The sequence below is a fragment of the Salinicola salarius genome, from assembly GCF_003206135.1.
In the GTDB taxonomy this organism is placed as follows: domain Bacteria; phylum Pseudomonadota; class Gammaproteobacteria; order Pseudomonadales; family Halomonadaceae; genus Salinicola; species Salinicola salarius.
This window is the reverse complement of record NZ_PZJT01000006.1, coordinates 134859-158909: the sequence shown is the minus strand read 5'-3', so window position 1 is coordinate 158909 and position 24051 is coordinate 134859. Positions and strand designations below refer to the sequence as shown.

22 protein-coding genes and 1 pseudogene are annotated in these 24051 nt (G+C 57.0%); 9 read left to right on the top strand and 14 right to left on the bottom strand.

Features of this window, described 5'->3' with window-relative positions:
• Positions 1 to 199: 199 nt before the first annotated feature.
• The gene (locus DOM32_RS07225; protein ID WP_071230025.1) at positions 200 to 844 is read right to left on the bottom strand and encodes a carbonic anhydrase; all 645 of its coding nucleotides are present in this window, start codon (positions 842 to 844) and stop codon (positions 200 to 202) included.
• Positions 845 to 1066: 222 nt separating this feature from the next.
• Between DOM32_RS07225 and gorA the strand changes: the two genes are divergently transcribed.
• From gorA to DOM32_RS07205, 4 genes are all read left to right on the top strand, one after another.
• Entirely contained in the window at positions 1067 to 2428 is a 1362-nt protein-coding gene (gene gorA / locus DOM32_RS07220; RefSeq protein ID WP_110632744.1) for a glutathione-disulfide reductase, read from the top strand.
• A gap of 348 nt (positions 2429 to 2776) precedes the next feature.
• Complete coding sequence (ectA, locus tag DOM32_RS07215; RefSeq protein WP_110632740.1) at positions 2777 to 3364, top strand: diaminobutyrate acetyltransferase; 588 nt, start codon at positions 2777 to 2779, stop codon at positions 3362 to 3364.
• An 83-nt stretch (positions 3365 to 3447) separates the two neighbouring features.
• Positions 3448 to 4713, top strand: coding sequence for a diaminobutyrate--2-oxoglutarate transaminase (ectB, locus tag DOM32_RS07210; RefSeq protein ID WP_110632736.1), 1266 nt, complete (start codon positions 3448 to 3450; stop codon positions 4711 to 4713).
• Positions 4714 to 4816: 103 nt separating this feature from the next.
• Positions 4817 to 5209 (top strand): ectoine synthase, encoded by a 393-nt coding sequence (locus DOM32_RS07205; RefSeq protein WP_071230021.1) that lies wholly within the window; start codon positions 4817 to 4819, stop codon positions 5207 to 5209.
• A gap of 351 nt (positions 5210 to 5560) precedes the next feature.
• On the opposite strand, the gene DOM32_RS07200 is transcribed toward DOM32_RS07205, so the two are convergent.
• Both DOM32_RS07200 and lnt read right to left on the bottom strand, forming a co-directional pair.
• Positions 5561 to 7267, bottom strand: a complete 1707-nt coding sequence (locus tag DOM32_RS07200; protein ID WP_071230020.1) for a peptidoglycan DD-metalloendopeptidase family protein — start codon at positions 7265 to 7267, stop codon at positions 5561 to 5563.
• A gap of 138 nt (positions 7268 to 7405) precedes the next feature.
• Entirely contained in the window at positions 7406 to 8866 is a 1461-nt protein-coding gene (gene lnt, locus DOM32_RS07195) for an apolipoprotein N-acyltransferase (RefSeq protein WP_071230019.1), read from the bottom strand.
• A gap of 220 nt (positions 8867 to 9086) precedes the next feature.
• On the opposite strand from lnt, the gene DOM32_RS07190 reads away from it, so the two are divergent.
• Complete coding sequence (locus tag DOM32_RS07190; protein WP_110632733.1) at positions 9087 to 11684, top strand: heavy metal translocating P-type ATPase; 2598 nt, start codon at positions 9087 to 9089, stop codon at positions 11682 to 11684.
• 521 nt (positions 11685 to 12205) lie between these two features.
• Here the strand turns inward: DOM32_RS07190 and DOM32_RS07180 are convergent.
• From DOM32_RS07180 to cyoA, 8 genes and pseudogenes are all read right to left on the bottom strand, one after another.
• On the bottom strand, positions 12206 to 13111 hold the full coding sequence (locus tag DOM32_RS07180; protein ID WP_071231182.1) for a cation diffusion facilitator family transporter: 906 nt from the start codon (positions 13109 to 13111) through the stop codon (positions 12206 to 12208).
• 313 nt (positions 13112 to 13424) lie between these two features.
• A complete protein-coding gene (locus tag DOM32_RS18225; RefSeq protein WP_239496096.1) occupies positions 13425 to 13586 on the bottom strand; it encodes a metal-sensing transcriptional repressor in 162 nt (53 codons plus the stop codon).
• A gap of 76 nt (positions 13587 to 13662) precedes the next feature.
• Positions 13663 to 13809: pseudogene (locus tag DOM32_RS18030) on the bottom strand (IS3 family transposase); the annotation flags it as partial.
• A gap of 81 nt (positions 13810 to 13890) precedes the next feature.
• On the bottom strand, positions 13891 to 14784 hold the full coding sequence (gene cyoE, locus DOM32_RS07170; protein ID WP_071231183.1) for a heme o synthase: 894 nt from the start codon (positions 14782 to 14784) through the stop codon (positions 13891 to 13893).
• Positions 14785 to 14791: 7 nt separating this feature from the next.
• On the bottom strand, positions 14792 to 15121 hold the full coding sequence (cyoD, locus tag DOM32_RS07165) for a cytochrome o ubiquinol oxidase subunit IV (RefSeq protein WP_071231184.1): 330 nt from the start codon (positions 15119 to 15121) through the stop codon (positions 14792 to 14794).
• Position 15122: 1 nt separating this feature from the next.
• Positions 15123 to 15740, bottom strand: a complete 618-nt coding sequence (gene cyoC, locus DOM32_RS07160; RefSeq protein WP_071231185.1) for a cytochrome o ubiquinol oxidase subunit III — start codon at positions 15738 to 15740, stop codon at positions 15123 to 15125.
• Between the two features lie 2 nt (positions 15741 to 15742).
• Complete coding sequence (cyoB, locus tag DOM32_RS07155; RefSeq protein WP_087720339.1) at positions 15743 to 17725, bottom strand: cytochrome o ubiquinol oxidase subunit I; 1983 nt, start codon at positions 17723 to 17725, stop codon at positions 15743 to 15745.
• 4 nt (positions 17726 to 17729) lie between these two features.
• Positions 17730 to 18722, bottom strand: coding sequence for a ubiquinol oxidase subunit II (gene cyoA / locus DOM32_RS07150; protein WP_306298813.1), 993 nt, complete (start codon positions 18720 to 18722; stop codon positions 17730 to 17732).
• A gap of 472 nt (positions 18723 to 19194) precedes the next feature.
• On the opposite strand from cyoA, the gene DOM32_RS07145 reads away from it, so the two are divergent.
• From DOM32_RS07145 to yidD, 3 genes are read left to right on the top strand one after another with little or no spacing between them, the layout of a single operon-like run.
• The gene (locus tag DOM32_RS07145) at positions 19195 to 19638 is read left to right on the top strand and encodes a transcriptional repressor (protein ID WP_110632730.1); all 444 of its coding nucleotides are present in this window, start codon (positions 19195 to 19197) and stop codon (positions 19636 to 19638) included.
• Between the two features lie 36 nt (positions 19639 to 19674).
• The gene (gene hisI / locus DOM32_RS07140) at positions 19675 to 20118 is read left to right on the top strand and encodes a phosphoribosyl-AMP cyclohydrolase (RefSeq protein WP_110632727.1); all 444 of its coding nucleotides are present in this window, start codon (positions 19675 to 19677) and stop codon (positions 20116 to 20118) included.
• Positions 20119 to 20126: 8 nt separating this feature from the next.
• On the top strand, positions 20127 to 20447 hold the full coding sequence (gene yidD / locus DOM32_RS07135; protein WP_478013334.1) for a membrane protein insertion efficiency factor YidD: 321 nt from the start codon (positions 20127 to 20129) through the stop codon (positions 20445 to 20447).
• A gap of 2 nt (positions 20448 to 20449) precedes the next feature.
• On the opposite strand, the gene DOM32_RS07130 is transcribed toward yidD, so the two are convergent.
• The gene (locus DOM32_RS07130; RefSeq protein WP_110632724.1) at positions 20450 to 20869 is read right to left on the bottom strand and encodes a SufE family protein; all 420 of its coding nucleotides are present in this window, start codon (positions 20867 to 20869) and stop codon (positions 20450 to 20452) included.
• 177 nt (positions 20870 to 21046) lie between these two features.
• Between DOM32_RS07130 and DOM32_RS07125 the strand changes: the two genes are divergently transcribed.
• Positions 21047 to 22018, top strand: a complete 972-nt coding sequence (locus DOM32_RS07125; protein WP_110632721.1) for a DNA-binding protein — start codon at positions 21047 to 21049, stop codon at positions 22016 to 22018.
• Between the two features lie 26 nt (positions 22019 to 22044).
• On the opposite strand, the gene DOM32_RS07120 is transcribed toward DOM32_RS07125, so the two are convergent.
• On the bottom strand, positions 22045 to 23022 hold the full coding sequence (locus tag DOM32_RS07120; RefSeq protein ID WP_110632718.1) for a TAXI family TRAP transporter solute-binding subunit: 978 nt from the start codon (positions 23020 to 23022) through the stop codon (positions 22045 to 22047).
• A 245-nt stretch (positions 23023 to 23267) separates the two neighbouring features.
• Entirely contained in the window at positions 23268 to 23855 is a 588-nt protein-coding gene (nfuA, locus tag DOM32_RS07115; protein WP_071231194.1) for a Fe-S biogenesis protein NfuA, read from the bottom strand.
• Between the last annotated feature and the right edge of the window lie 196 nt (positions 23856 to 24051).

The following is a 24051-nucleotide window of genomic DNA, read 5'->3' as shown; positions in this document are numbered from 1 at the left end:
GGGGAACGTTGCCAATGCATGCTGCCATTGGTCATTGGCTCGATCGGTAATGTCTGGCAGATCCATCGTGTCATCCACCTTACTCATGGACGACCGATGGACCCAATCGAAATCTCGAACCATGCCATTCAATCAGCGAATAGCTCGACTCGGCTCATGAGATGTTCGGCTCTGATGATGCAGGTCTGCTGCCTGGCGTTCACTCCTGGGCGGAGAAGGTCGGCTGAATACGGATACTTCCCATCTGATCGGCGCGTGACACGGTGCAGCCCAGATCATTGACGCGACCATCCGTGAGGCCATAGACCCAGCCATGCACGGACAGCGGCTGCTCCCGCTCCCAGGCACGCTGAATGATCTTGGTACGGCACAGGTTGGCAACCTGGAGGCGAACATTGTGTTCGCACATGCGGTCGACCTGCTCATCCAGGGGGAGTGACTCGAGTGTCGGCCGATGCTGCTGATAGAGCTCGCTGATGCTATTGAGCCAGTAGTCGACGATACCGTGCTCCCCGCCAGTGATTGCGGCCCTGACCCCACCACAGCCGTAGTGCCCGACCACCATGATGTGCTTGACCTTGAGCACGTCGACGGCGAACTGAACGACCGACAATGCATTCATGTCGTTGTGGTAGATCAGATTGGCAACGTTACGGTGAACGAAAACTTCACCTGGTGGCAGGTCGACGATCTGGTTGGCAGGTACGCGACTATCCGAGCATCCGATCCAGAGATAGTCGGGATTCTGCTGCTGGGAAAGCTCCGCAAAGAAGTTCGGAGCACGCTGCTGCACACCGTCGGCCCAGCGCCGATTCTGTTCGAGAAGAGTCTGGATATCGCTCATGACAGTAACCTGAGTACGTGGCTTGGCGAACGTCTTGTGTCGCCGTCAAGACAACGATTCTAGGCTATCCGGCGATATTTTCGAAGTCACACCATCTGACGCGCCGAACGCGAGCATCACGCCTTGCAAAGCTTTTTTTATATCGCCTCGATAGTCACGGACTTTTCCGACACCGGATCGAGGCTGGTATCATCGCCGCATCATGTCTCAAGGAGTTTCACTGTGGCGAATTACGATTACGATCTTTTCGTGATAGGAGCCGGTTCCGGTGGTGTACGTGCCGCACGGACGGCTGCAGCAACGGGCGTCAAAGTGGCCGTTGCCGAAGATCGCTATCTGGGCGGTACCTGTGTCAACGTCGGCTGCGTGCCGAAGAAGCTGTACTCCTACGCGGCACATTTTCATGACGCCTTCGAAGACAGCAGCGGTTTCGGCTGGACGATACCGCAGGCGCCGAAATTCGATTGGGCCACGCTTCGTGACAACAAGGTCGAAGAGATCAAGCGTCTCAACGGCATCTACAACCGCCTGCTGGAAGGGGCCGGCGTCACGCTGATCAATGGCCGGGCCAAAGTCGTCGATGCCCACGCGGTCGAGGTCAATGGCGAGCGCATCACCGCGGAGAAGATTCTGGTCGCGGTCGGCGGCTGGCCGTGGACGCCGCAGTTCGAGGGCAGCGAATATACCGTCAACTCCAACCAGGTATTCGACCTCGACGACTTCCCCAAGCGCTTTCTGGTCCTGGGCGGCGGCTATATCGCCGTCGAGTTCGCCAGCATATTCAATGGCCTGGGCGCCGATACGCACCTGGTCTATCGTGGCGCGCTATTTCTGCGCGGATTCGACCACGAAGTTCGCGAGTTCACGCGGGACGAAATGGCCAAGAAGGGCGTCAACCTGCATTTCGAGGCCAATATCGAGCGTATCCGCAAGGTGGAAGGCGGGCTCGAAGTGACATTGACCAACGGTGAACAGCTCGAGGTGGATGCCGTGCTTGCCGCCACAGGGCGTCGTCCGCACCTGGAAGGGCTGGGCCTGGATTCGCTGGGCGTGGAGCTCAACACCGACGGCACGCTCAAGGTCAACGAGCGCTACGAATCCTCCGTGCCGTCGATCCTTGCGTTGGGCGACGTAACCGGCGGCCCCGAGCTGACGCCGGTCGCGCTGGCAGAAGCCATGCACCTGGTTCAGCATCATTACGGCGACAAGACACCGGGACCGCTCGACTACCAGAACATCGCGACGGCCGTGTTCTGCCATCCCAATATCGGCACCGTGGGTCTTTCCGAAGAAGAAGCGCGCGAGCGCTTCGGCGCAGTGCGCATCTACAGCGCGGATTTCCGTCCGATGAAGCACACGCTGTCCGGCAGTGACGAGCGCTGCCTGATGAAGCTGGTGGTCGATGATGCCAGCGACCGCGTCGTCGGCGCCCATATGGTTGGTGACGAAGCGGGGGAAACCATTCAAGGCATCGCGATCGCCGTGCGCGCCCAACTGACCAAGACGGATTTCGACGCCACGGTGGGTATCCACCCGACGGCAGCGGAAGAGTTCGTTACCATGCGCAGCCTCACTCGCCGCTGATCACGGCTCCGCTGCTACGTTCAATGGCCGCCCTCGAGGCGGCCATTGTCGTTATGCCCGATGTCCGGCCTTCGTGACTCTCATCGGCGCGCCCCGAATTCGCCATCAGAGAAAGTTCTTCAGAACGATGCGAGCATGGGGCCTCAAAGACTTCGCCTATTTCCTCCAATACATCTTCCTTCAATATATCGCCAGCCTTCGTCTAGACTGGAATTGCCGGAATTTCCGGATGCTCACCCAGCATATAAATATTCATTATTGAACTGGTTGAGTAAAATAACCTGCGGTTTGAAGCTTGCTTCACTCGCTGTTATCCTTGAATTCAAATTCGCCATAGCGACGATGACGATGACCAACCCCAATCCGGCATTTACGCCGTCGGCAGACTTGGCAAGGCCTACCGTGGCCGATGCCGTCGTTGGCAAGCCCGATATGCCACTGTTCATTCGCAAGCCCACCACGGAAGATGGGTGGGGGATCTATGAACTGGTCAAGGCCTGCCCGCCGCTCGATGTCAATTCCGGTTATGCCTATCTGTTGCTGGCAACGCAGTTCCGCGACAGCTGTGCCGTCGCGACGACGGAAGATGGTGAAATCGTCGGATTCGTGTCCGGCTACGTCAAAGCTGCCGCTCCCGATATCTATTTCCTGTGGCAAGTCGCGGTCGGGGAAAAGGCACGGGGCACCGGCCTGGCTAGACGCCTGGTCGAAGCCGTGCTGACTCGGCCGGAATTGGCAGGGCTGAATCATCTCGAAACCACGATCACGCCGGACAATCAGGCCTCATGGGGCTTGTTCAAGCGTCTGGCGGATCGCTGGCAGGCGCCCCTCATCAGTCGCGAATACTTTTCGACCGATCAACTGGGCGGAGAGCACGACCCGGAAAACCTCGTCCGGATCGGCCCGTTCGACCCCCAACGTATCCAGGGCGGGTAAGGTCTGCGTTGTCACGCATGTCTTATGCCAGCACGCCTTATCCACGCTCCCCACGACATCCACACTCCCATTACGGAGGTTGTATGCAGACTCAGATTCTCGAACGCATGGAATCCGAAGTCCGGACTTATTCTCGCTCTTTTCCAATTGTTTTCACCAAGGCCCAGGGCGCGCGCCTGATTGCCGAGGATGGCCGCGAGTACATCGATTTTCTCGCTGGCGCCGGCACGCTCAATTACGGTCATAACCATCCGAAGCTTCAGGAAGCGCTGGTCGAATACATCACTTCCAACGGTATCGTCCATGGTCTGGACATGTGGACCGCCGCCAAGCGCGACTACCTCGAGACGCTGGAAGAAGTGATCTTCAAACCGCGTGGGCTGGACTACAAGGTTCATTTGCCGGGCCCGACGGGTACCAACGCTACCGAAGCCGCGATTCGCCTGGCTCGAGTGGCGAAGGGTCGTCATAACATCGTCACCTTCACCAATGGCTTCCATGGCGTCACCATGGGCGCACTGGCAACGACCGGCAACCGCAAGTTCCGCGAAGCGACCGGTGGCATCCCGACCCAGGGTGCCAGCTTCCTGCCGTTCGATGGTTATCTCGGGGAAGGCACCGACACACTCGACTATTTCGAGAAGCTGCTGAGTGACAAGTCTGGCGGGCTCGACGTGCCGGCCGGCGTGATCGTCGAGACGGTGCAGGGCGAGGGCGGTATCAACCCGGCAGGCCTGGACTGGCTGAAGCGTCTGGAAGGCATCTGCCGCGCGCATGACATCCTGCTGATCGTCGACGACATCCAGGCAGGTTGTGGCCGTACCGGCAAGTTCTTCAGCTTCGAGCATGCCGGCATCGTGCCTGATATCGTCACCAATTCGAAATCGCTGTCCGCTTATGGCCTGCCGTTCGCCCACGTGCTGATGCGCCCCGAATTGGATAAGTGGAAGCCTGGCCAGTACAACGGCACATTCCGTGGTTTCAACATGGCTTTCGTGACAGCGGCGGCCGCGCTCAGGCATTTCTGGAGCGACGACACCTTCGAGCGCGACGTCCAGCGTAAAGGGCGTATCGTCGAAGAGCGCTTCGCCAGGATTGCCGCGATGCTGACCGAAATGGGTTATCCCGCGAGCGAGCGTGGCCGCGGTCTGATGCGCGGTATCGATGTGCGCGACGGCGACGTGGCGGACAAGATCACGGCGAAAGCCTTCGAGAACGGGCTCATCATCGAAACCGCGGGGCAGGATGGTCAAGTCGTGAAGTGCCTGTGCCCGCTGGTGATCAGCGATGAAGACCTCCTCGAAGGTCTGGATATTCTGGAGCGCAGTGCCAAGGAAGCCTTCGCCTGAGGCGGAAACTGACACGACGCACAATAGGGCGGCCCTCCTTCAACGAGCATGGGGCCGTCTCTCATGTCATCTTTTGACGAGTCACCCACCAGGAGTTGTATCGATGATCGTACGTAATCTTCAGGAATGCATGAAAACCGACCGCTTCGTCGAAGCCGAGAACGGCAACTGGGACAGCACTCGGCTGATGCTGGCCGAAGACGGTTGTGGGTTTTCATTCAACATCACGCGTATTCATCCGGGTACGGAAACCCATATTCATTACAAGAACCACATCGAAGCAGTGTTCTGCTACGAAGGTGAGGGTGAAGTGGAAACCATCGCCGATGGCAAGATCCATACCATCAAGGCCGGCGACATGTATTTGCTCGACCAGCACGATGAGCATTGGCTGCGTGGCAAGGAAAAGGGCATGACCGTTGCCTGTGTCTTCAGCCCTGCGCTAACTGGCCGTGAAATTCACCGCGAAGACGGCTCCTACGCACCGGCCGAGTAAATCTCAACGCGCCATCGTTCATTCAGGCACAAAAAAAGACCGCTTATGCGGTCTTTTTTTGATCCTGACCTCCTCCCAGAAACCGGATCCACCGGCAATGTGAAATTCCCGCTACGTTTATTCTGATAGCACGAGATCTCGCGATGGAGCCTCGACTTGGTGCCGTGAAAACAGAATACCAACGGACTAATTCGCCAGTAATTTTGAAGGGTACGGCCTTTCGAGAAGTCATCGACGCTGAGCTGCGGTAGGTCGTAGAGAGGCTCAACAACCTGCCCGCAGCGTCTGGGTTATCAGACTCCGGTCCAAGTATTTTGAGTGGATACTCAGGCTCATTGGAAATGCGTTTTTCTAAGGTAATTTCGATTGGCTAGCAATCATAGATAAAGTTGTGTCGTGATCAATCTGAGCTAAGAACTGCTTGGCCTCCTTTTGAAAGGCTGCTAATGCTTGTCCAGATAGCTGCTTGCCTTCCGGCAATTTGACGCGCATGGCGTCGACTTGATTATTGTTAACCATTAATTCGTAATGAAGATGAGGCCCCGTGCTACGACCCGTATTGCCGGATAGTGCAATCTTCTGGCCTCTGGAAACGCGCTCGCCTTCAGATACCAAGCGTTTGGATAGGTGCATATAGCGAGTCTTGTAGCCGTTGTCATGGCGGATCACAACGTAGTTTCCAGCGCCATTTGCTTGATAGGCCGATTTGACAACACGTCCATTTGCTGGAGATTGAATCGAAGTGCCAATGGTTACTGCAAAGTCAGTGCCTCGATGCGGACTAACTCGGCCAGTGATTGGGTGCTTTCGCCGCAAGTTAAAAGGCGAGCTTATCCTGTAGTCGCCTTTAAACGGCTTCCGGTTAAATGCCGGGGAGAGGCTGTAGCCTTCAGAGGTATAAAAATTGTCATCAGCAGGATTCCTAACGATAGCTAGGTCTCTTTTATTGCCTTTGTAGTGAGCAGCAAGGATGCGCGAATCAGCAGCCTGACCCTCAATCATATCGGTTTCTACCAAAACTCGGAATTGATCTCCTCGCCGGGCAGCACGGCGAAAATTTATCTTTTTCGAAAGTAGATCGCTCAGATCAGACACTTCTGAGTAAGATAAGCCAGTGGCGCTGGCTGACTGAGCAAAACTGCCATTGACGGTTCCTGAAAACAATCGCTCCGTTTTCCGAGCCGTTTTTTCAAGACGAGTAACCTCAAAGCTCTTGCTGTCGTGGTCGCGTTCAATCAGGAGGCCGGAATGTGCATCCTCCATGATTCGCAGTGCCAATAATTCACCAGATTCGTTAATTTTAAAGTCAAAGTTATCACCGACACGCCAGCGAGTGAATGTCCTTTCGTCCGGGATTTCTTCGAGAAGCTGCATAACTTCATCATAGCCTAGTCCCAGAATGCGTTCGGCCATGTCCGCGAAAGTATCGCCGGATTGAATGGTATAAGTTTCCCAAGATGGGACGAATCTTTCGTTGGCTACCAGTTCTTCTTCCATGTCTACTTTTTCATCGTTATGTATTAGGTCGACAGATAAACCAACATCGGAAGTCCCGCCAACTTTGCGATCGTTGGCTTCTGTTGACGAGTCGGTAAGTCGAATCGCCATGTGCAGCGCCTGGCTATCCAGTTCGCTAGCGTCTTTAGTACTTTCCGGCTTGGTTGTAGGAACGCTGGGGTTTAATGGTGTAGCCGCACGAACAACGCTGTCTTGGACAGTTGTTTCAGAAACGCGAGTAGTTTCAACTTCGTCTGTTACCAATAGGAGGCTTTGCGGCGAGCCTGCCGTGGGCTTGGTAAGTCCGGTGGAAGCCTGAGCGGGGCCCGTATATTTGTAGTTGGTGCTGACTTTAACAGCTGTCATGGTGTCAGCTTGAGCTTGGAAGCGAGTAGATAACTCAATGCTTGGCGAACTAGCCTCGTTAAGGGGCGCATCATCTCCATTAGAAGCTTTTAACACAGAGAAGATTTCCTGCGCTCCTAGTAACGTGACTAGCGTAGCTATAGGTAAAATCAGTAATTTTCGGCTGCGAGGCAGGAAGCGAAGGATTCTTAGCATGAGAGCTTATGATAGACCAAGTGAAGTGAAATGGCGGCACTTTACCCCAAACAACACGATGTGCCTACCCTACAGGGCAAGCCTCTGCGCATAATGACATTTTGTAGTGGCTTGCCTAACTGTCGATAACGGTGTCTTTTAGCTATTTCGCCTGCGTACCCCGGATATAACCAGCGCTGCTGACAATAGCCAGGTTGGCCAGCTTCCGGTGCGTGTGAATGGCGTTTCTCCCCGCATGGCCCGGATTTCTCCGTTGAGGGTGGTCATCCTGAATTGAGTCGCGCGATCGATAATGCGACCTTGCGGGTCGATGATGGCCGTCACCCCATTGTTCGTTGCCCGCATAACATAGCGACCATTTTCAAGGGCGCGTAGCCGGGCCATTTGCAGATGCTGAAGCGGCCCGATGGAGTCACCGAACCAGGTGTCGTTGGACACCGTGAGCAACACCTCAGCGTTATCGGCGCGTTGTGCCACTAAGTCCGGGAAAATAATTTCGTAACAGATCGCCGTGCCGATGCGCAGTCCAGCGGCTCGGATCGGGCCTTGTTCGGAATTGCCTGCCGTGAAGTCTGACATCGGCAGATCAAAGAAAGCGATAATGCCACGTAGCTGTTTTTCCATCGGGATGTATTCACCGAACGGTACCAGATGCGACTTGCGGTACACATCCGTAACCTCGCCGGCACCGACTACGGCATTGTAATAGCGGCCCGAGTCGTCGCGCTGCACGATACCGGTGAGTAGTTCGGCTCCTGATGGCAAAGTAGCCTTAACCCGCTCCAACAGCGGCTCGGCTTGACGCTGATACATAGGAATCGCCGTTTCCGGCCAGATAACCAGATCTATGTCTTCAGCAATGTTGCGGGTCAATCGGGCATAGGTGCTGACTGCGTTACGCTGCCCCTCGTTTGTCCATTTGCTTAGCTGGGGTAGATTGCCCTGTAACAGGCTCACTTGTACGGGCTCCTTGCTGGGTATGGTCCACTGAGTAGGAAGCATCAAGGGGAACAGCCATAGAGCGGCGATCGTGCCCCCTGCCCACCAGCGTCGACGCAGGAACTCCACCCCCAGCGTGCCCGTCAGGGCGGTAACCAATGTCAACAGCAGCACCCCGCCAACCGGGGCCAATGGTGCTAAAGGAGAATCGACGTGCGCGCTCCCCAGCAATAGCCAAGGGAAACCGGTGAAAAGGTATGTCCGTAGCACTTCAATCAACACCCACGCGCCGGCGAAGGAGAGAAAGGCTAGACGCGAGCCAGTAAAGCGCCGATAGAACCAGAAGGGAATGGCATAGAAAAGCGCCAAGGTGGCGGCAAACAGGGCTGTAAGGAAAACCGATAGCGGCACCCCCGTGTAACCGTACTCATGGATCGACACGTAGACCCATGAGGTTCCCGTGGCGAACAGCGCGATGCCATAACACCAGCCTCGCAGGGCTGCCTGACCCGGTGTCAGGTCATCCAGGCCTGAGTAAATGAGGCCGACGGCGACCGGCCCCAGCCACCAAAGCTCGAAGGGAGAGAAGGTTAGCGTCGTTAGAGCCCCTGCGAAGACCGCTAACACGCATCCCATCCAGGGGCGACAGGAAAATCGCATGGGTTGCTCCTTAACGTGACGGGCCACTTTTATCAAAAACGCCTCGGAAAAACATTATGGCCATTCTCAAAAGTCATGCTTCTATTGGCCGTCGCAGTCGTTCGCAAGTCGTTTTCTACCCGCCTCGCATGCTTCACTACCAGTAAGACGATGCGGCTTGACTCTATAGCCACTAGAAGGTTTAGAGTTTAAACACAGAAATTGAACGAGGTAACTTTTCATGCCAGCTACAAATCCCGAAGTATCCGATAACCCATACCAGTGGACCGTTCAAGGCATGGACTGTCCAAGCTGCGCCGGCAAGATCCGTGGTGCGGTGGAACGCCTGAAAGGCGTTTCCGACGTTCAGGTTTCGGTGATGAAGGAGACGCTGAGGCTTGGGCTGGACACGCGACAAACCTCGATGGAGCGTGTCGCGAAGACCGTCGAGCGACTTGGCTATTCCGTCCAATTCATGCCTGATTCTGATACTGCCAGTCCAGAAAACTCATCCGAATGTCATTCACCTTGCTGTGACGGTAACGCTCAAGACAACGACGCGGAAACGGTGACGGTACCTGATCGGGCCGACGCCGAGAGCACGCTCAGCTGGAAGGTCGGCGGCATGGACTGCGCCAGTTGCGCGGCGAAAATTCGTGGCGGTGTGGAGAACCTGCCGGGAGTCTCCGACGTCAAAGTGTCGGTCATGAACGAGACGCTCACGCTGAAGCTCGACGAACAGCAAACCTCGCCGGACAGCGTCGAGAAATCGATCAAGCGGCTCGGTTACAGTGTAACGCCGCGCACCGCCATAACCGGTAATGGCTCCAATGGCGCCAGCTCCACAGCTGACGAAGGCGTCGCCGAGGCAGTGTCGGCCTCACCGAAACGCTGGTTTCTGCATGGCAAGGGCCGGCTGGTGGTCATGACCGGGGCTGTCCTGCTGGCCGCCGTGGCGGTGCGCCTGGTGGCCTCGGAGTCTCTGGCTTATTGGGGCTTCATCCTGGCGTGTCTGGTCGGGCTGGTTCCCGTAGCGAAACGTGCTTTTTCCGCTGCACGAGCGGGCATGCCATTCACGATAGAAATGCTGATGACCATCGCTGCCGGTGGCGCGCTGATCATCGGTGCCGCCGAGGAGGCGGCGCTGGTGGTCTTCCTGTTCGCCGTCGGCGAAGTGCTTGAAGGGGTGGCCGCGGATCGTGCCCGCTCGAGTATTCGCGCGCTGGGTGATCTAGTGCCCAAGAGCGCGCTGGTCGAAGACGCACAGAGGGCGACTCGCAAGGTCAATGCCGCGAATCTGAAGATTGGTCAGGTCGTCGTCGCGCGACCCGGCGACCGGATTCCTGCCGATGGGCAGATCATTGAAGGAACGTCTTCTATCGATGAATCGCCGGTGACCGGTGAATCGGTGCCCAAGAGCAAGACCCTCGACGAGTCGGTCTTCGCCGGGTCCATCAATAATGATGCCGTGCTGCGTATTCGCGTCACCAAGGCGCCCGAAGACAATACCATCGCGCGGATCATCCGCTTGGTGGAAGAAGCACAGGAAGCCCGTGCGCCCACCGAGCGTTTCATTGATCGCTTCAGCCGTGTCTATATGCCCGCTGTGGTCGGTACCGCGCTACTCGTTGCGATCATTCCTCCGCTACTTTTCGGCGGCGCTTGGGGTGAATGGACTTATCGAGCCCTGGCGCTGCTGTTGATTGGCTGCCCGTGTGCGCTGGTAATTTCGGTACCGGCTTCGATCGCCTCGTCGCTGTCTACCGGGGCACGCCGCGGGCTATTGTTGAAGGGGGGCGCGGTGATCGAGTCCACCGCCAAGGCTAGCCTCGTGACCTTCGACAAGACCGGCACCCTGACCGCCGGGAAACCAGTCGTTACCGACGTGCAAGCGGCTGCCGATGACCACGATGAGGCTGATGTCGTTGCCTTGGCCGCCAGTGTCGAGGCCGGCTCCAGCCACCCGCTCGCCGAGGCGGTGTTAAGTCATGCCGAATCGCGTCATATCGCGTTTTCTCAAGGGGCGGACGCACGCGTCATCGCCGGCCATGGTGTCGAGGCAAGCGTGGACGGTCATCGTAGCTATGTCGGTTCGCCACGCTACGCTGAAGACCAGGGCGTACTGACAGAGGCTCTGAAGACGCGGATCGCTGCGCTGGAGGAGCAGGGCAAGACGGCCGTCGTGGTGTTTAGGGACGGCGCGATCGTCGGACTGATTGCCATGCGTGACGAGCCGCGCACGGACGCCATCGACGGCATCAAGGATCTCCAGGCACTGGGCATCCGCTCGGTGATGCTGACCGGTGACAACCCCCGTACCGCGAAAGCGATTGCCGATCCGCTGGGCATCGAGTTCCAGGCAGGCTTGCTGCCTGACGACAAGGTCACGGCAATCAAGGGAATGGTCGCCAAGGACCGGGTGATCATGGTGGGCGACGGGATCAACGACGCGCCTGCACTCGCCACCGCCGACGTCGGCGTGGCCATGGGCTCGGGCACCGATGTCGCCCTGGAAACGGCCGATGGCGCCTTGCTGCGTAATCGCGTGACCGACATAGCGACTATGATTCGTCTGGCTCGCGCCACCATGAACAATATTCGCCAGAACATCACCATCGCGCTGGGCCTGAAGGCGGTATTCCTGTTGACGACCATGTTTGGTCTGACCGGGTTGTGGGTGGCTATCATGGCTGATACCGGCGCCACCGTACTAGTGACGCTGAATGCGCTGCGTCTGTTACGGTTCGAGAATCGACAGGGCCCGACACGCGGCGGTGGAGCCTCCGTCAATGTGCCGCCGGAAAGCTCGGGCCAGGCCGCTTCGCCGGCGAGTGCTTGAAGGCGAGTGCTAGAGCTAGACATCGACCAGGGAAGGTGATCATGGATAGCATTTGGATGGTGTTCGGCCTGGCATTGCTTCCCGCGTTGGGAAACTTCGGTGGCGGGCTGGTTGCGGAGGTCTCGCGGACGCGTGGCATGTCGCATACACAGAAATAACGGATTATTGACATTGAGGACGACGGCGTGGGTATGGAAGCGTCCGCATTGTCGCAACTTGGTCAGCAAGAGAAACGCCTCAATGAAAGCAGCACGGTTCATGCTGTCCTATTGGCAGAACGCCGAGAGTCACATGGTCATCGTAGCGAGAATGGATTCATAAACACTTCCAGCCAGGCATAGAGCCCATGACATCTCCACACCCCCGATCTTGGCGTGGATATGCCGCTGGTCTCGTCAACCGAAAGGTGTCCGCACGACGGCAGGAGCGGTTCAGAAGCAGGCAAGCCCCCTAGGGGGCTTGCTATTCTTTATTGACGCTGTTACATGCAGCCTAGACGGGGCTCTGCTGCCTGTGGTCTCCTAATTCACATCACCAGCCCCGCAATCAGGATCGGCATCACAAACGTGACGGATAGCGGCATCCTCGGGTTGTAAGGTGGTGTGCTCAATACCGAAGCGCCCCCGCAATATCGTTTGCAACTGCGGCAGTATCTCTTCCCATCGTCCCATCGCTTCCACATCAATATGCGCCGCTAGAGCTTGACTGTTTGATGATAGGCTCCAGATATGCATGTCATGGATAGCAAAAACGCCGTCGACCCGGACAAGGGCGCAGCCGACTTCATGTGCATCGATTCCTTCTGGCACGCCTTCCATCAACACTTGCGTCACCTCACGCAGTAGTCGAACGGCGGATACCAGAATCAATAGGCTGACGAAAAGAGACAGGATCGGGTCCGCAATGGGCGGCCCGCCCAGATAAATGACCGCCCCGGCAACCAGCGCAGCGACCGAGCCCAGCAAGTCTCCCATTACGTGCAGGAGCGCTCCGCGAACGTTTATAGTCTGCTCTCCACGCATCAGCGCCCAAGCCACTGCGATATTCACCAGCAAACCGAGCCCGCCGATCGCCAAAACCATGCCACCGGCAACAGCGGGGGTGTCTGCCATGCGGCGGATCGCTTCATAGGCGATAAATACAATCACTCCGAACATAAACAGCACGTTAAACAGGGCTCCGAGAATTTCGGCGCGCTTGAGTCCAAAGGAATGCTGACGCGATGCCGGCTTCTTGGCCAGCCAAGCGGCGAAGGCACCAATCCCTAACGACAATGAATCGGTAAGCATGTGGCCTGCGTCCGATAACAGGGCAAGCGAATCAGCTATCAGGCCGCCGAATACTTCGACAGCTGCAAAACCTGTAGTGAAGACCAGTGCAAACAACAAGGTCTTGCCGCCACTATGGCTATGATTGTGGTCTGACATTGATGCCTCCTTCGTATATTGGCCATCGAGATTCCCCGCGAGCCGCTCTCACTCTCTATCAGGCCATTGGGTCGATATGTTTTTCCGCGCTAATGAAAGGCAGTTTGCACCTGCCACATTACGATTGGATATATTCACAAAGGAAGCCGTGGCTCGCCACGGCTGTCGTCCCGTAGCAGAAGTCATCCTAGTCGCTGGTGATCGTCGTACCGGCGCCAGTGCCTTTGAGCCTTTTCTTCGAGCGGGTGGTGGTGGTCTTGCTTTTTTACTCTCATTCATTTTGAGTCTTCCGTGTGCCAGGCTTTTATCTGCCTTACTTGAGGTAGGACTTAATGACCTGTAGTACCGCGTCCAAGTCTTGTTGCCGCTGCGCCAGTTCGGGCTCCCTGACGACGTGATCAGTCAGGTGCCCCTCCATGACGGCGGCCATCAACCCATTCACCGCCCCGCGAATCGCGGCGATCTGTTGCAGCACTCATCGGCACGCTTTTGTGATCGATAGCCATCACACGAAATGGCCATCGTGAAATAACGAAGAGGCACAAGGAACGTCATGCATGCATGTAGGGGCGCTGCTGGTTGTAGCGCAGCATCAGGTAGAAGCCGATATCCCGTAAAGCCTAACGCACCGATAAGTAACCGGTCGCGGACATCCATTCGCTCTTGTAGCTTCGAAATAACCGCTCCATGGACAAATTGGCCCCGCTTGGAGCGGCGGCTTCTCACATTGTGGGCGGACTTAAACCAGGGGGAAGGTCAATCCGTCAATCTCGATCCGATCATCCTGATGCAAGCGACAGCAGCGATTCGGCTATCGGCATTCGGCTATCCAGTGACATCATGACACTCAATGCAGTTACCACCACGATCGAGATACCGAAGACCTTGCGAGCCCAGGCTTGATCATTGGTGGTTCGGAAGCCTCTGAGCGTAATACTGAGCCAGTAACCGCCCACGGCAACGGCAACGATGGCGTAGGCCCATCCGGTATAGCCGGCAACCGATAGCATGACCGAGGCGATCACGAACAGCACCGTGTAGATCACGATATGTCGCTTGGCCACCGCGATGCCGTGCTTCACCGGTAGAACGGGTATCGATGCCGAGGCGTAGTCGTCGAAGCGAAAGATGGCAATCGCATAGGAGTGCGGCATCTGCCACATGCTGAAAATGATCAGCAATAGCAGGGCACCCAGATCGAACGTGCCCGTCACCGCACAGTATCCGATCACCGGTGGCGATGCGCCGGATAAACTTCCGATCAGCGTGCTGTAGACCGAGTGGCGTTTGAGGTAGAGGCTATAGGCACCCACATAGATGGCAAAGCCTAATGCCGCGAATCCGGTAGCCAACGGCGTCGTCATCCACGCCAGCAGGCCAAAACCGACGATACCCAGCAAGCACCCGAACAGCAGGGCGATCGGAATCGAAATCTCGCCGGTCACCATGGCTCGAGACTGAGTGCGTGCCATATGGCCGTCGATATCGCGATCGATAATGTTATTGAAAACACAGCCGGACGCGACGACCAACGAGGTGCCCAGTACCACTGCCAGAAATAACCACGGTTCGAAACGGCCACCGGCGGCCAGGAAATAGCCGCCGATGACTGTGACGAGATTGCCGAAGATGATACCGGGCTTGGTCAACGAACTGTAAGCCTTGTATGTCACTTGGCTATCACATCAAATTCAGACGGAGGTGGTGCATGATCCATAGTGATCCCCCGACAATCAGTCCTATGATCACCGCCGTAAATACAAAAAATCCACCAGATTCACGACCCTGCTGAGTTCTAAATTCGAGATGCATGAAAAGAATTAACTGCACCAGGACCTGAACTACCGCCGTGACAATCACCGTAATGGCAGTTGCCAGGATACTGAATTTCCCCAGCATGACTACGCCAAAAGCCGCCAGCGTTAGCGCAATCGATAGAATCAATCCAACAGTATAAGATTTATGGCTACCGTGGCTGGTGCCATCGTGAGAAGTGTGACTATCGTTCATGTCACATCGCTCCTATCAGGTAGACGAAGGAGAAGACGCAGATCCAGACAATGTCCAGGAAATGCCAGAACAGGCTCAGGCACAGCATTCGGGGTTTGGTCACACTGTCCAGCCCGCGTTTGGATATCTGGAAGAACATGATCGCGATCCAGATCAGGCCAAAGGTCACGTGCAGACCATGGGTCCCCACCAGGGTGAAGAAGGCTGACAGGAAGGCGCTACGGTCCGGACCGTAGCCTTCGGCGATGAGGTTATGGAATTCGTACACCTCCATCGCGACGAAGCCAAAGCCCAGCAGGAACGTTACCGCCAACCACTTGAGGACGGCGCCGCGGTCGCCAGCATTCTGCGCCAAGACCGCCAGACCGAAGGTGAAACTACTGATCAACAGCAGAAAGGTTTCGACCAGCACGAAAGGTAGCTCGAAGATCTCCTGCGAGGTCGGACCACCCGCAGTGGCGTTGGCCAGCACCCCAAAAGTGGCGAACAGCGTCCCGAAGATCACCAGATCGCTCATCAGGTAGATCCAGAACCCGAAGATCTTCATTGCGCCTGCGTCGTGGTGCTCATGCCCGTCGTGGGCATGAGCGTCATGTTGCTTGATTGTGTCGGTTGCCATGATTAAGCCTGCATCTCCAACCGTTTGTGGTATTCACGTTCGGTCTTTTCGACCTCCGCGGCGCTGACGTGGTAGTCGGTATCGTTATTGAAGATACGGAACATGAACGTCACGAACATGCCGATGGCCCCCAGACCCGCCAGCCACCAGATGTGCCAGATCAACGCAAAGCCGAACAACAAGGCAAACAGCGACAGGATCGGGCCTTCCGCCGTGTTCCTGGGCATGTGAATGTCCTCGAACTTGGTCGCCAGCTCGCGCTTGAAGCCACCCGGCTGCTGCTTCATCTCCCAGTAGCTATCGATGGACGCGACATCTGGCAGGTAAGCGAAGTTGTAGTTCGGGGGCGGAGAGGAGGTAGACCACTCCAGCGTACGCCCATCCCACGGATCGCCTGTCAGATCACGGTTCTTCTCGCGATCGCGAATACTGACGACAAGCTGGATCACGATGCAGGCAATGCCGCAGGCGATGATCACGGCGCCAAACCAGGCCACGATCATCAGCGGCTGCCACTCGGTCTGTTCGTAGGACTGCATCCGGCGCATGGCACCGAAGAAGCTCAGCGCATACAGCGGCATGAACGCGACGTAGAAGCCGATCAGCCAGCACCAGAAGGAGCGCTTGCCCCATTTTTCACTCAGCGTGAAGCCGAAGGCTTTCGGGAACCAGTACGTGAAGCCGGCCATCATCCCGAACACCACGCCGCCGATGATGACGTTATGGAAGTGAGCGATGACGAAGAGCGTGTTGTGTAGCACAAAGTTCGCCCCCGGCACGGCCAGCATGACACCGGTCATACCGCCCAGGGTAAAGGTGATGATGAAACCGATCGTCCAGAGTACCGGCGTCGTGAACTGGATGCGCCCGCGATACATGGTGAACAGCCAGTTGAAGATCTTCACGCCCGTGGGTATGGCGATGATCATCGTTGCAATGCCAAAGAAGGAATTTACATCAGCACCCGCGCCCATGGTGAAGAAGTGGTGCAGCCAGACGGTGAACGACAAAAATGCGATCACGACGGTGGCCCAGACCATGGTCTTGTAGCCGAACAGACGCTTCTTGGTAAAGGTCGCGATGACCTCGGAGAAGACACCGAACGCCGGCAAGATCAAGATGTAGACTTCCGGGTGGCCCCAGGCCCAGATGAGGTTGACGTACATCATCTGGCTGCCGCCCATATCATTGGTGAAGAAGTGCATGCCCAGATAGCGATCCAGAGTCAGCAGGGCAATGGTCACGGTCAGGATCGGGAACGACAAAATGATCAGCACGTTGGTGCAGAGCGCCGTCCAGGTGAAGATCGGCATGCGAAACAGGGACATGCCCTTGGTGCGCATTTTCAGGATGGTGACGAAGAAGTTGATCCCCGTCAGCGTGGTCCCGATCCCCGATATCTGCAATGCCCAGATCCAATAGTCGACCCCAACGCCTGGACTGTATTTCAACTCCGATAGCGGCGCGTAGGCCAGCCAGCCGGTCTTGGCGAACTCGCCGATAACCAGAGACATGTTCACCAGAATCACGCCCACCGCGAACAGCCAGAAACTCAGGTTGTTCATGAACGGGAAGGCCACGTCGCGAGCGCCGATCTGCAGCGGCACGACCAGATTCATCAAACCGATGACCATGGGCATGGCGACGAAGAAGATCATGATGACACCGTGGGCGGTGAAGATCTGATCGTAGTGTTCGGGAGGCAGATAGCCCTCGGCGCCACCGGCAGCAATGGCTTGCTGCGTTCGCATCATGATCGCATCGGCGAAGCCGCGAATCAGCATGACGAGCGCAACGAGGAAGTACATCACACCGATCTTCTTGTGATCGATGGACGTTACCCATTCGGTCCAGAGATAGCCCCATTTGCGATAATAGGTAATCAGACCGACGATCAGCGCACCGATGATCCCGATGGCCACCGCGGTGACCATGATGATCGGTTCGTGAAATGGAATCGAATCTAAGCTGAGTTTTCCGAACATGACGTTACTCCGCTGCCTGCGCACTCATGGGCATTGAAGACTCCCGTGCTTCGTTTTGCTCGCCATGACTGTCGCTGCCGCCATGACTCGCTTTGTAACTATTGATCAGGTCGCCGTAGAAATCAGGCGAAACCTGAGAGAAATACTCCACCGGATGGGCAATGGAAGGCTCGGCGATCTGTTCATAGTCTTCCGGGAACATCATGGTGTTGGGTGACTGCTTGATCTTGTCGACCCATGCCTGGAAATCCGCATCCGACGTTACGTGTGTGTCGAACAGCATTTCCGAGAAGCCTTCGCCGCTGTACTGGGTCGAACGGCCACGGAAGGTGCCGATCTCGTTGCCTTCGAGATAGACATCGTTGTCCATGCCGGCCATGGCGTAGATCTGGCTACCCAGCGTCGGAATCATGAACGAGTTCATGACGGTACCGGAGGTCACGCGGAAGTGAACCGGCGTATCCACCGGAATGGCCAGCTCATTGATGGTGGCAATGCCTTCGTCCGGATAGATGAACAGCCATTTCCAATCGAGCGAGATCGCATCGATCGTCATGGTTTCCTCTTCACTGGCAATCGGCTTGTGCGGATCGTAAGAGTGCGACGTCTGCCATGTCAGGATGGCAAGAAAGAAAATGATGACGCACGGAATGGCCCAAACGAAGACCTCGATGATGTTCGAGTGCTCCCAGTTTGGCGTGTACTTGGCCGCGAGATTGGTTCCGCGATATTTCCAAGCAAACAGAATAGTCATCACGATGACCGGAATGACCACGATCAGCATCAAACCGAAGGCCGTGATGATCAGCGATTTCAGACCCTGACCAATCTCGCCGGTCGGATCCATCAGCGCTGAGCCACAGCCACTCAACAATAATGGCGCGGTTAACCACGTCATCACACTCAAATACTTGAGGGAGTTCCTTTTTCTCATCTCACGACCCCAGTGGAGGAAAGCTTTTCGGCCCTGCAACAATCGGTTAGCGGCCTGCATCATACGCCGCTAGCCAGGGCTGACAACTCTGACACGACGCGCAATGGCGTACCGAAGCATCGGACGTCGCCAACGAAGTAGGGATTTCGCGGTCGGCATTGTACCGAAAAAATGGCTTCTGATCAGACGCTGGCGGGAAACTCCGCGTCAGTGTGGCGATATGTCGCAGACCCGACGCGACCCATTTCTCGATGTCACATCAGCGTAGCGCAACCTCGTGGTAAACCGAGCAGTATTTCGAAATCCCGAGCGATAAACATATCGGCATGCAGGCTGGATGGCTCGGATCATGATATCCCACGGGTTCGCATAATATATATTATGTTAAATAGGCTGTGTACGTATTGTCTTGCATGCACCGGCATGTCGAATCCCTGGATGACGATCCACCCCATCCGGGTGAATTCTTGTCCGGTGGTTCCTTCCAGCGCTAACGCGTAGAATGTGGCCCTCTCGATGCTTACCGGGAAGTTCGATGCTCGATTCGGATGTGCTGCTCAAACAGGCAGATCAACAGTGTCAGGAACGCGGCGTACGCTTTACGCCGATCCGCCGTCGCGTACTGGAAATGATCTCCAGTACGCCAGGTGGTCTCAAGGCCTACGATCTGCTGGATCGTCTGTCGGACGAACATGCGTCCGCGAGACCGCCGACGGTCTATCGGGCACTGGATTTCCTGATCGAGCAAGGTTTGGTCCATCGCATCGAATCGCTCAATGCCTACATTGCCTGCCCGTGCCCCGAACACGTCCACCGATTCCAGTTGCTGATCTGCCGTCACTGCGGACGTGTCGAGGAACTGCATCAGGAAGCCGTCGGTGAAATGCTGGCATCCACGGCACGGGAACGCGGGTTCACGATCCAGCGCCAGACCATCGAGCTGCTCGGCGCCTGCGACGCCTGTCTCGAAAAGGCCTGATCACGCTAAGCTCATCTCCAGCTCGACGGAACTCTCATGTCCGGTTTCTTTCACGATCTCGAACAATTACCTACCAATACCTCGGTGGCGCTATCCGATTTGCTATCGGCCGCCAAATGGAATGCTGACGGTTTGATACCCGCCATTGCGCAGCAGCATGATAGCGGCGAGGTACTGATGATGGCCTGGATGAATCGCGCATCTCTGGAAGAGACGCTGTCGACGGGTCGAGTCTGTTACTGGTCTCGCTCGAGACAGGCCTTCTGGCGCAAAGGCGAAACCTCGGGCCAGCAGCAGCATCTCGTCGAGGCCCGATTCGATTGTGACGGCGACACCCTGCTCCTCAAAGTCGACCAATCCGGTCCCGCTTGCCATACCGGTCGCCGTAGCTGCTTCTACCTTCGACTCACGCCGACGGCCGGGGAAATCGATAGCGACCCGTTGATGTCAAAGGAAGAACTCTACGGCGGAAAGCGCTGAGGCGTGACGTGATCGCCAAGCTCGCCACCTGGCTGATGACCGCCGTCATCCAGGGCTACCGCTACGGCATCAGCCCCCTGCTCGGCCCGCGCTGCCGATTCTGGCCGACCTGTTCCAGCTATGCGCTGGAAGCCATTCGCCTTCATGGCCCGTGGCGTGGAGGCTGGCTGAGTTTGCGACGCCTGTCGAAATGCCACCCCTTCCATGCCGGCGGCGTCGATCCGGTGCCGGAACCTCGGCAGAAATCCTGCCACTGCCGGCCGGACAACGGCGCCGGTGCCGGTGCCGGCGACGAAAAGCGAGACGGTGACGAGCCGGGCGGTCAGTGAATCTATTGGTGGGCCTGGGCTTCACGAGCGATGGCGTAGATCCGCTCGATCATGGCATGCAAGCCGTTACTGCGTGTCGGAGACAGATGCTTGTCCAGCCCCAGCTCAGTGAGAAATTGAGGCTCACCCTCGAGAATTTCCTGCGGTTCACGTTTGTCGTAGACACGCATCAGAATGGCGATCAATCCGCTGACGATGGCCGCGTCCGACGTGGCCAGAAAATGCAGCCGCCCCGCTTCCTGGGTGGATCGCAGCCATACATTCGACTGACACCCTTCGATCTTGTAGGCCGCCACCTTGTCCGACTCGGGATAGTCAGGCAATTGGCGCCCCATGTCGATGATGTACTGATAACGATCCATCCAGTTATCGAACATCGAGAATTCGTCCAGCAGCTCGGCCTGGGCCTGTCCAATACTCATGGCGCCTCCTATATTTGAATATCTTCATTATAGGGCCTGAGCGAACGTATCCCCATAGAAGAGATGATCTGATATGACACGGAAATTTTTACGTATACACTTTACGTAAAGCATCTATGCTGTATCCCGAGAGTTCTCAGAAGCTCCAGGATCATTCGCAACACAAGGGAATTCGACATGGCACGTAATGGTATCCGTTACGATGACGTCTGCCGCGCCATCGACACGTTGCAGAAACGTGGCGAGGCGGCCAGCGTTCAGAAGATACGTGAGCTTCTCGGCACGGGCAGCTACACCACGATCAGCGACCATCTTCGCGAATGGCGCTTGCGCCAGAATGGCGATTCGGTGCAATCCATCCCGCGCACCCTCGAGCGCCCGGAAGGCCTGGATAGCTGGGTGGCCGATATCTGGGACAAGGCACAACAGGCAGCTTACGAAAAGCTCGCGATCTACCGGCAGGAAGCCGACGAGCAGATCCGCGAGGCCGACGAGATCAGTCATCAGGCGCAACGCCAGAGCGAGAATGCCGAGCAGCGGCTGCAGGCACTCAACGACCACATGCTCCGCGTTCAGGAACGGCTCGAGACCAAGACGACGGAAGCCGCTCATCTCCAGGCCGAACTCCAGTCATTGCAATCCGCTCAAAGCCAACAGCAGAAGCGCATCCTGCAACTCGAACAGGCCTGCCAGCGCCACCAGTCCAGTCTGGAGCAGGCCGAAAGGCAGCACCGCGACGCGATGGCCAAACAGCATCAGGCCAATCAGGCCAAGCTCGCGCAGGAAGAGAAGCGCCACGAGTCCGCCGAAACGCGTCTCATGGGATTGCTGGAAGAGGCCCGTCAGGAGCGCTTGAAACAGGAAAGACAATACGAGCAGCGCCTGACCTCGCTGGACCAGCGCTGCGAACGCTTGCAGCAGGATCTCTCCGAACAGCGCCGGCAGTATGGTCAGCTTCAGGAATCGCTGCGTGCCGACAAGGTGCACATGGAACAGACCGAGAGTGAAAAGCGGGTCAGCGATGACCGGGTCAAATCCATGCAGCAGGAACGCCAGCGACTGGAAAGCGAACTCAAGAATCTACGGGCAGCCAACCGGGAGCTTCATGAACGTCTGTCTCGTGCTGCCCTGCCCCCAACGGCCAGTTGAAGCCTGCCGAAGCCTGCCACCTCGAGTCATTCGCTGCCGGGTGGCAGCAACCCGACCTCTTCGTAGTAGCGTCTTGCGCCTGCATGCAGTGGTACGGTCAACCCTTCGTGAACCATGGCGGACGGGGTCAATGTCGCCAGCGAAGGGTGTGACCGGCGAAACGCATCCAGGTGCTCGAATACCGCCTTGACCAGTTGGTAGACGCTTTCCTCATCGACATCCTTGCGCGACAGTAACGTCGCCCGGACACCGAAGGTGACGGTGTCGTCGGGATTATTGACATAGGTGCCACCGGGGATCACGGTGAGGCCGTAGTACGGCATCTGCTCGATCAGCGCATCCACCTCAGGACCCGCTACATTGACCAGATGGGCTCCGCAGCCCCGAGTCGCCTCGTCGATCGCCTGCGAGGGATGGCCCACCACATACAGGAACGCATCCAGTTTCCCGCTGCACATGACTCGGCTCATGTCCGTAGGCTTCAGCTCGCTGGCCAGCGCAAAGATGCCTTCCGTCTCCCCCTTCATTTCCAGCAACAAGTTGAGCGTGGCGCGTTGACCAGAACCCGGGTTGCCGACATTGACCCGCTTGCCTGCAAGATCATCGAAATTGCGGATCTCGGGCGGTGTGGCAACCACGGTAAATGCCTCGGCATGCAGCGAGAAAAGCGCTCTTACCTCCTTGCTGGGCCCGCTATCGTAGAACTGCTCGGTGCCGTGGAAGAGCGCATACTGAATATCCGACTGGACGATGCCGAAATCCAGCTCGCCGTTGCGAATGGCGCTGGCGTTGTAGAGAGAGCCGCCGGTCGTCAGCGCCTGGCACGCCGACCCCGTGGCCTGTTGGTAAAGCTCGCACATGGCCTGCCCTACCGGTAAATAGACGCCAGCGCTTCCGCCGGTACCGATCACGATCGGAGACCCCGCCCAGACAGGCAGGCTCCCCAAGGCCAGGAGACAAGCCAGATAACCACGGCAAAGCCGCTTTCCCCATGTCGAATGCATTCACTGATCTCCGCTAACAGCGCTTGTCTGATCGTTCGATTCTGCTTCCGACAACTATCGGCCGCAGGCGGAGAAGCTGAAATTCGACACGAGTTCGCAACGAGACCGGAACCACGAAAACGCGGGGAACCTTCGCCGAAGGCTCCCCGCAGGAAATGGTACCGGTTCGCGTTTTCATCGCCGGGCTTCGGCCCGAGATGCGATCTGGCGCTATCTCGACCGCAAGCCGCGGTCGTGACGATCAATCAATAGTAGGCATTGGTCGTATCGGTGTGATCGGTCACATCGCGAATACCCGCCAATTCCGGGATACGCTCCATCAGCGTCTTTTCGACCCCTTCCTTGAGCGTCAGATCCACCGCCGCACAGCCCTGGCAACCGCCACCGAACTGCAGAACGGCGATCTGTTCTTCGGTCAGTTGAATCAGCCGGATTTCGCCGCCATGCGAGGCCAGACCCGGGTTGATTTCGCTGTACAGGATATAGTTGACGCGATCTTCAAGCGGGCTGTCGGCATTGACCTTCGGCATCTTGGCGTTGGGCGCCTTGATGGTCAGCTGCCCCCCCATACGATCCGGATTGAAGTCGACAACGGCCTCTTCCAGGAATGGCACGCTATTCTTGTCGAGATAGACGCTGAATTTCTCCAGTTCGAGCCGTTCGTCGCTCGGCTCCTCCTCCCCCGGACGACAATAGGCAAGACAGGTCTCGGCGTACGGTGTGCCGGGCTGCGTGATGAAGACGCGTACGGCGATATCGTCGACGTTCTGCTTGGCCAGCAATTCGGCCAGATACTCCTGGCCGCTTTCGGTGATCTGAATCGGTTGGCTCATGAGACTGCGGACTCTGCTTGAGATGTATCGCTATGGTAGAAAAAAGCGGCCATCAAAACAATCCCGAGTGATTTAGTCAGGCTTATTGTCGGACTGTCGTCGAAGTCCCGCCACATGAGCCTTTCTGATACCATGCGGCCCCTTGGCGTCTCGGACGGGACGCAATCGTTTCCCTCGCTGTTGGAGAGTTGCCACC

What these genes read in the sequence shown, in the direction of transcription:
- cyoC (WP_071231185.1), bottom strand. Translation starts at nt 15,740, where the DNA reads ATGGCAACCGACACAATCAAGCAACATGACGCTCATGCCCACGACGGG.
- DOM32_RS07225 (WP_071230025.1), bottom strand. Translation starts at nt 844, where the DNA reads ATGAGCGATATCCAGACTCTTCTCGAACAGAATCGGCGCTGGGCCGAC.
- nfuA (WP_071231194.1), bottom strand. Translation starts at nt 23,855, where the DNA reads ATGAGCCAACCGATTCAGATCACCGAAAGCGGCCAGGAGTATCTGGCC.
- DOM32_RS07190 (WP_110632733.1), top strand. Translation starts at nt 9,087, where the DNA reads ATGCCAGCTACAAATCCCGAAGTATCCGATAACCCATACCAGTGGACC.
- DOM32_RS07200 (WP_071230020.1), bottom strand. Translation starts at nt 7,267, where the DNA reads ATGCTAAGAATCCTTCGCTTCCTGCCTCGCAGCCGAAAATTACTGATT.
- ectB (WP_110632736.1), top strand. Translation starts at nt 3,448, where the DNA reads ATGCAGACTCAGATTCTCGAACGCATGGAATCCGAAGTCCGGACTTAT.
- cyoA (WP_306298813.1), bottom strand. Translation starts at nt 18,722, where the DNA reads ATGATGCAGGCCGCTAACCGATTGTTGCAGGGCCGAAAAGCTTTCCTC.
- cyoD (WP_071231184.1), bottom strand. Translation starts at nt 15,121, where the DNA reads ATGAACGATAGTCACACTTCTCACGATGGCACCAGCCACGGTAGCCAT.
- DOM32_RS07125 (WP_110632721.1), top strand. Translation starts at nt 21,047, where the DNA reads ATGGCACGTAATGGTATCCGTTACGATGACGTCTGCCGCGCCATCGAC.
- DOM32_RS07120 (WP_110632718.1), bottom strand. Translation starts at nt 23,022, where the DNA reads ATGCATTCGACATGGGGAAAGCGGCTTTGCCGTGGTTATCTGGCTTGT.
- hisI (WP_110632727.1), top strand. Translation starts at nt 19,675, where the DNA reads ATGTCCGGTTTCTTTCACGATCTCGAACAATTACCTACCAATACCTCG.
- DOM32_RS07130 (WP_110632724.1), bottom strand. Translation starts at nt 20,869, where the DNA reads ATGAGTATTGGACAGGCCCAGGCCGAGCTGCTGGACGAATTCTCGATG.
- DOM32_RS07180 (WP_071231182.1), bottom strand. Translation starts at nt 13,111, where the DNA reads ATGTCAGACCACAATCATAGCCATAGTGGCGGCAAGACCTTGTTGTTT.
- ectA (WP_110632740.1), top strand. Translation starts at nt 2,777, where the DNA reads ATGACCAACCCCAATCCGGCATTTACGCCGTCGGCAGACTTGGCAAGG.
- cyoB (WP_087720339.1), bottom strand. Translation starts at nt 17,725, where the DNA reads ATGTTCGGAAAACTCAGCTTAGATTCGATTCCATTTCACGAACCGATC.
- DOM32_RS07205 (WP_071230021.1), top strand. Translation starts at nt 4,817, where the DNA reads ATGATCGTACGTAATCTTCAGGAATGCATGAAAACCGACCGCTTCGTC.
- DOM32_RS07145 (WP_110632730.1), top strand. Translation starts at nt 19,195, where the DNA reads ATGCTCGATTCGGATGTGCTGCTCAAACAGGCAGATCAACAGTGTCAG.
- lnt (WP_071230019.1), bottom strand. Translation starts at nt 8,866, where the DNA reads ATGCGATTTTCCTGTCGCCCCTGGATGGGATGCGTGTTAGCGGTCTTC.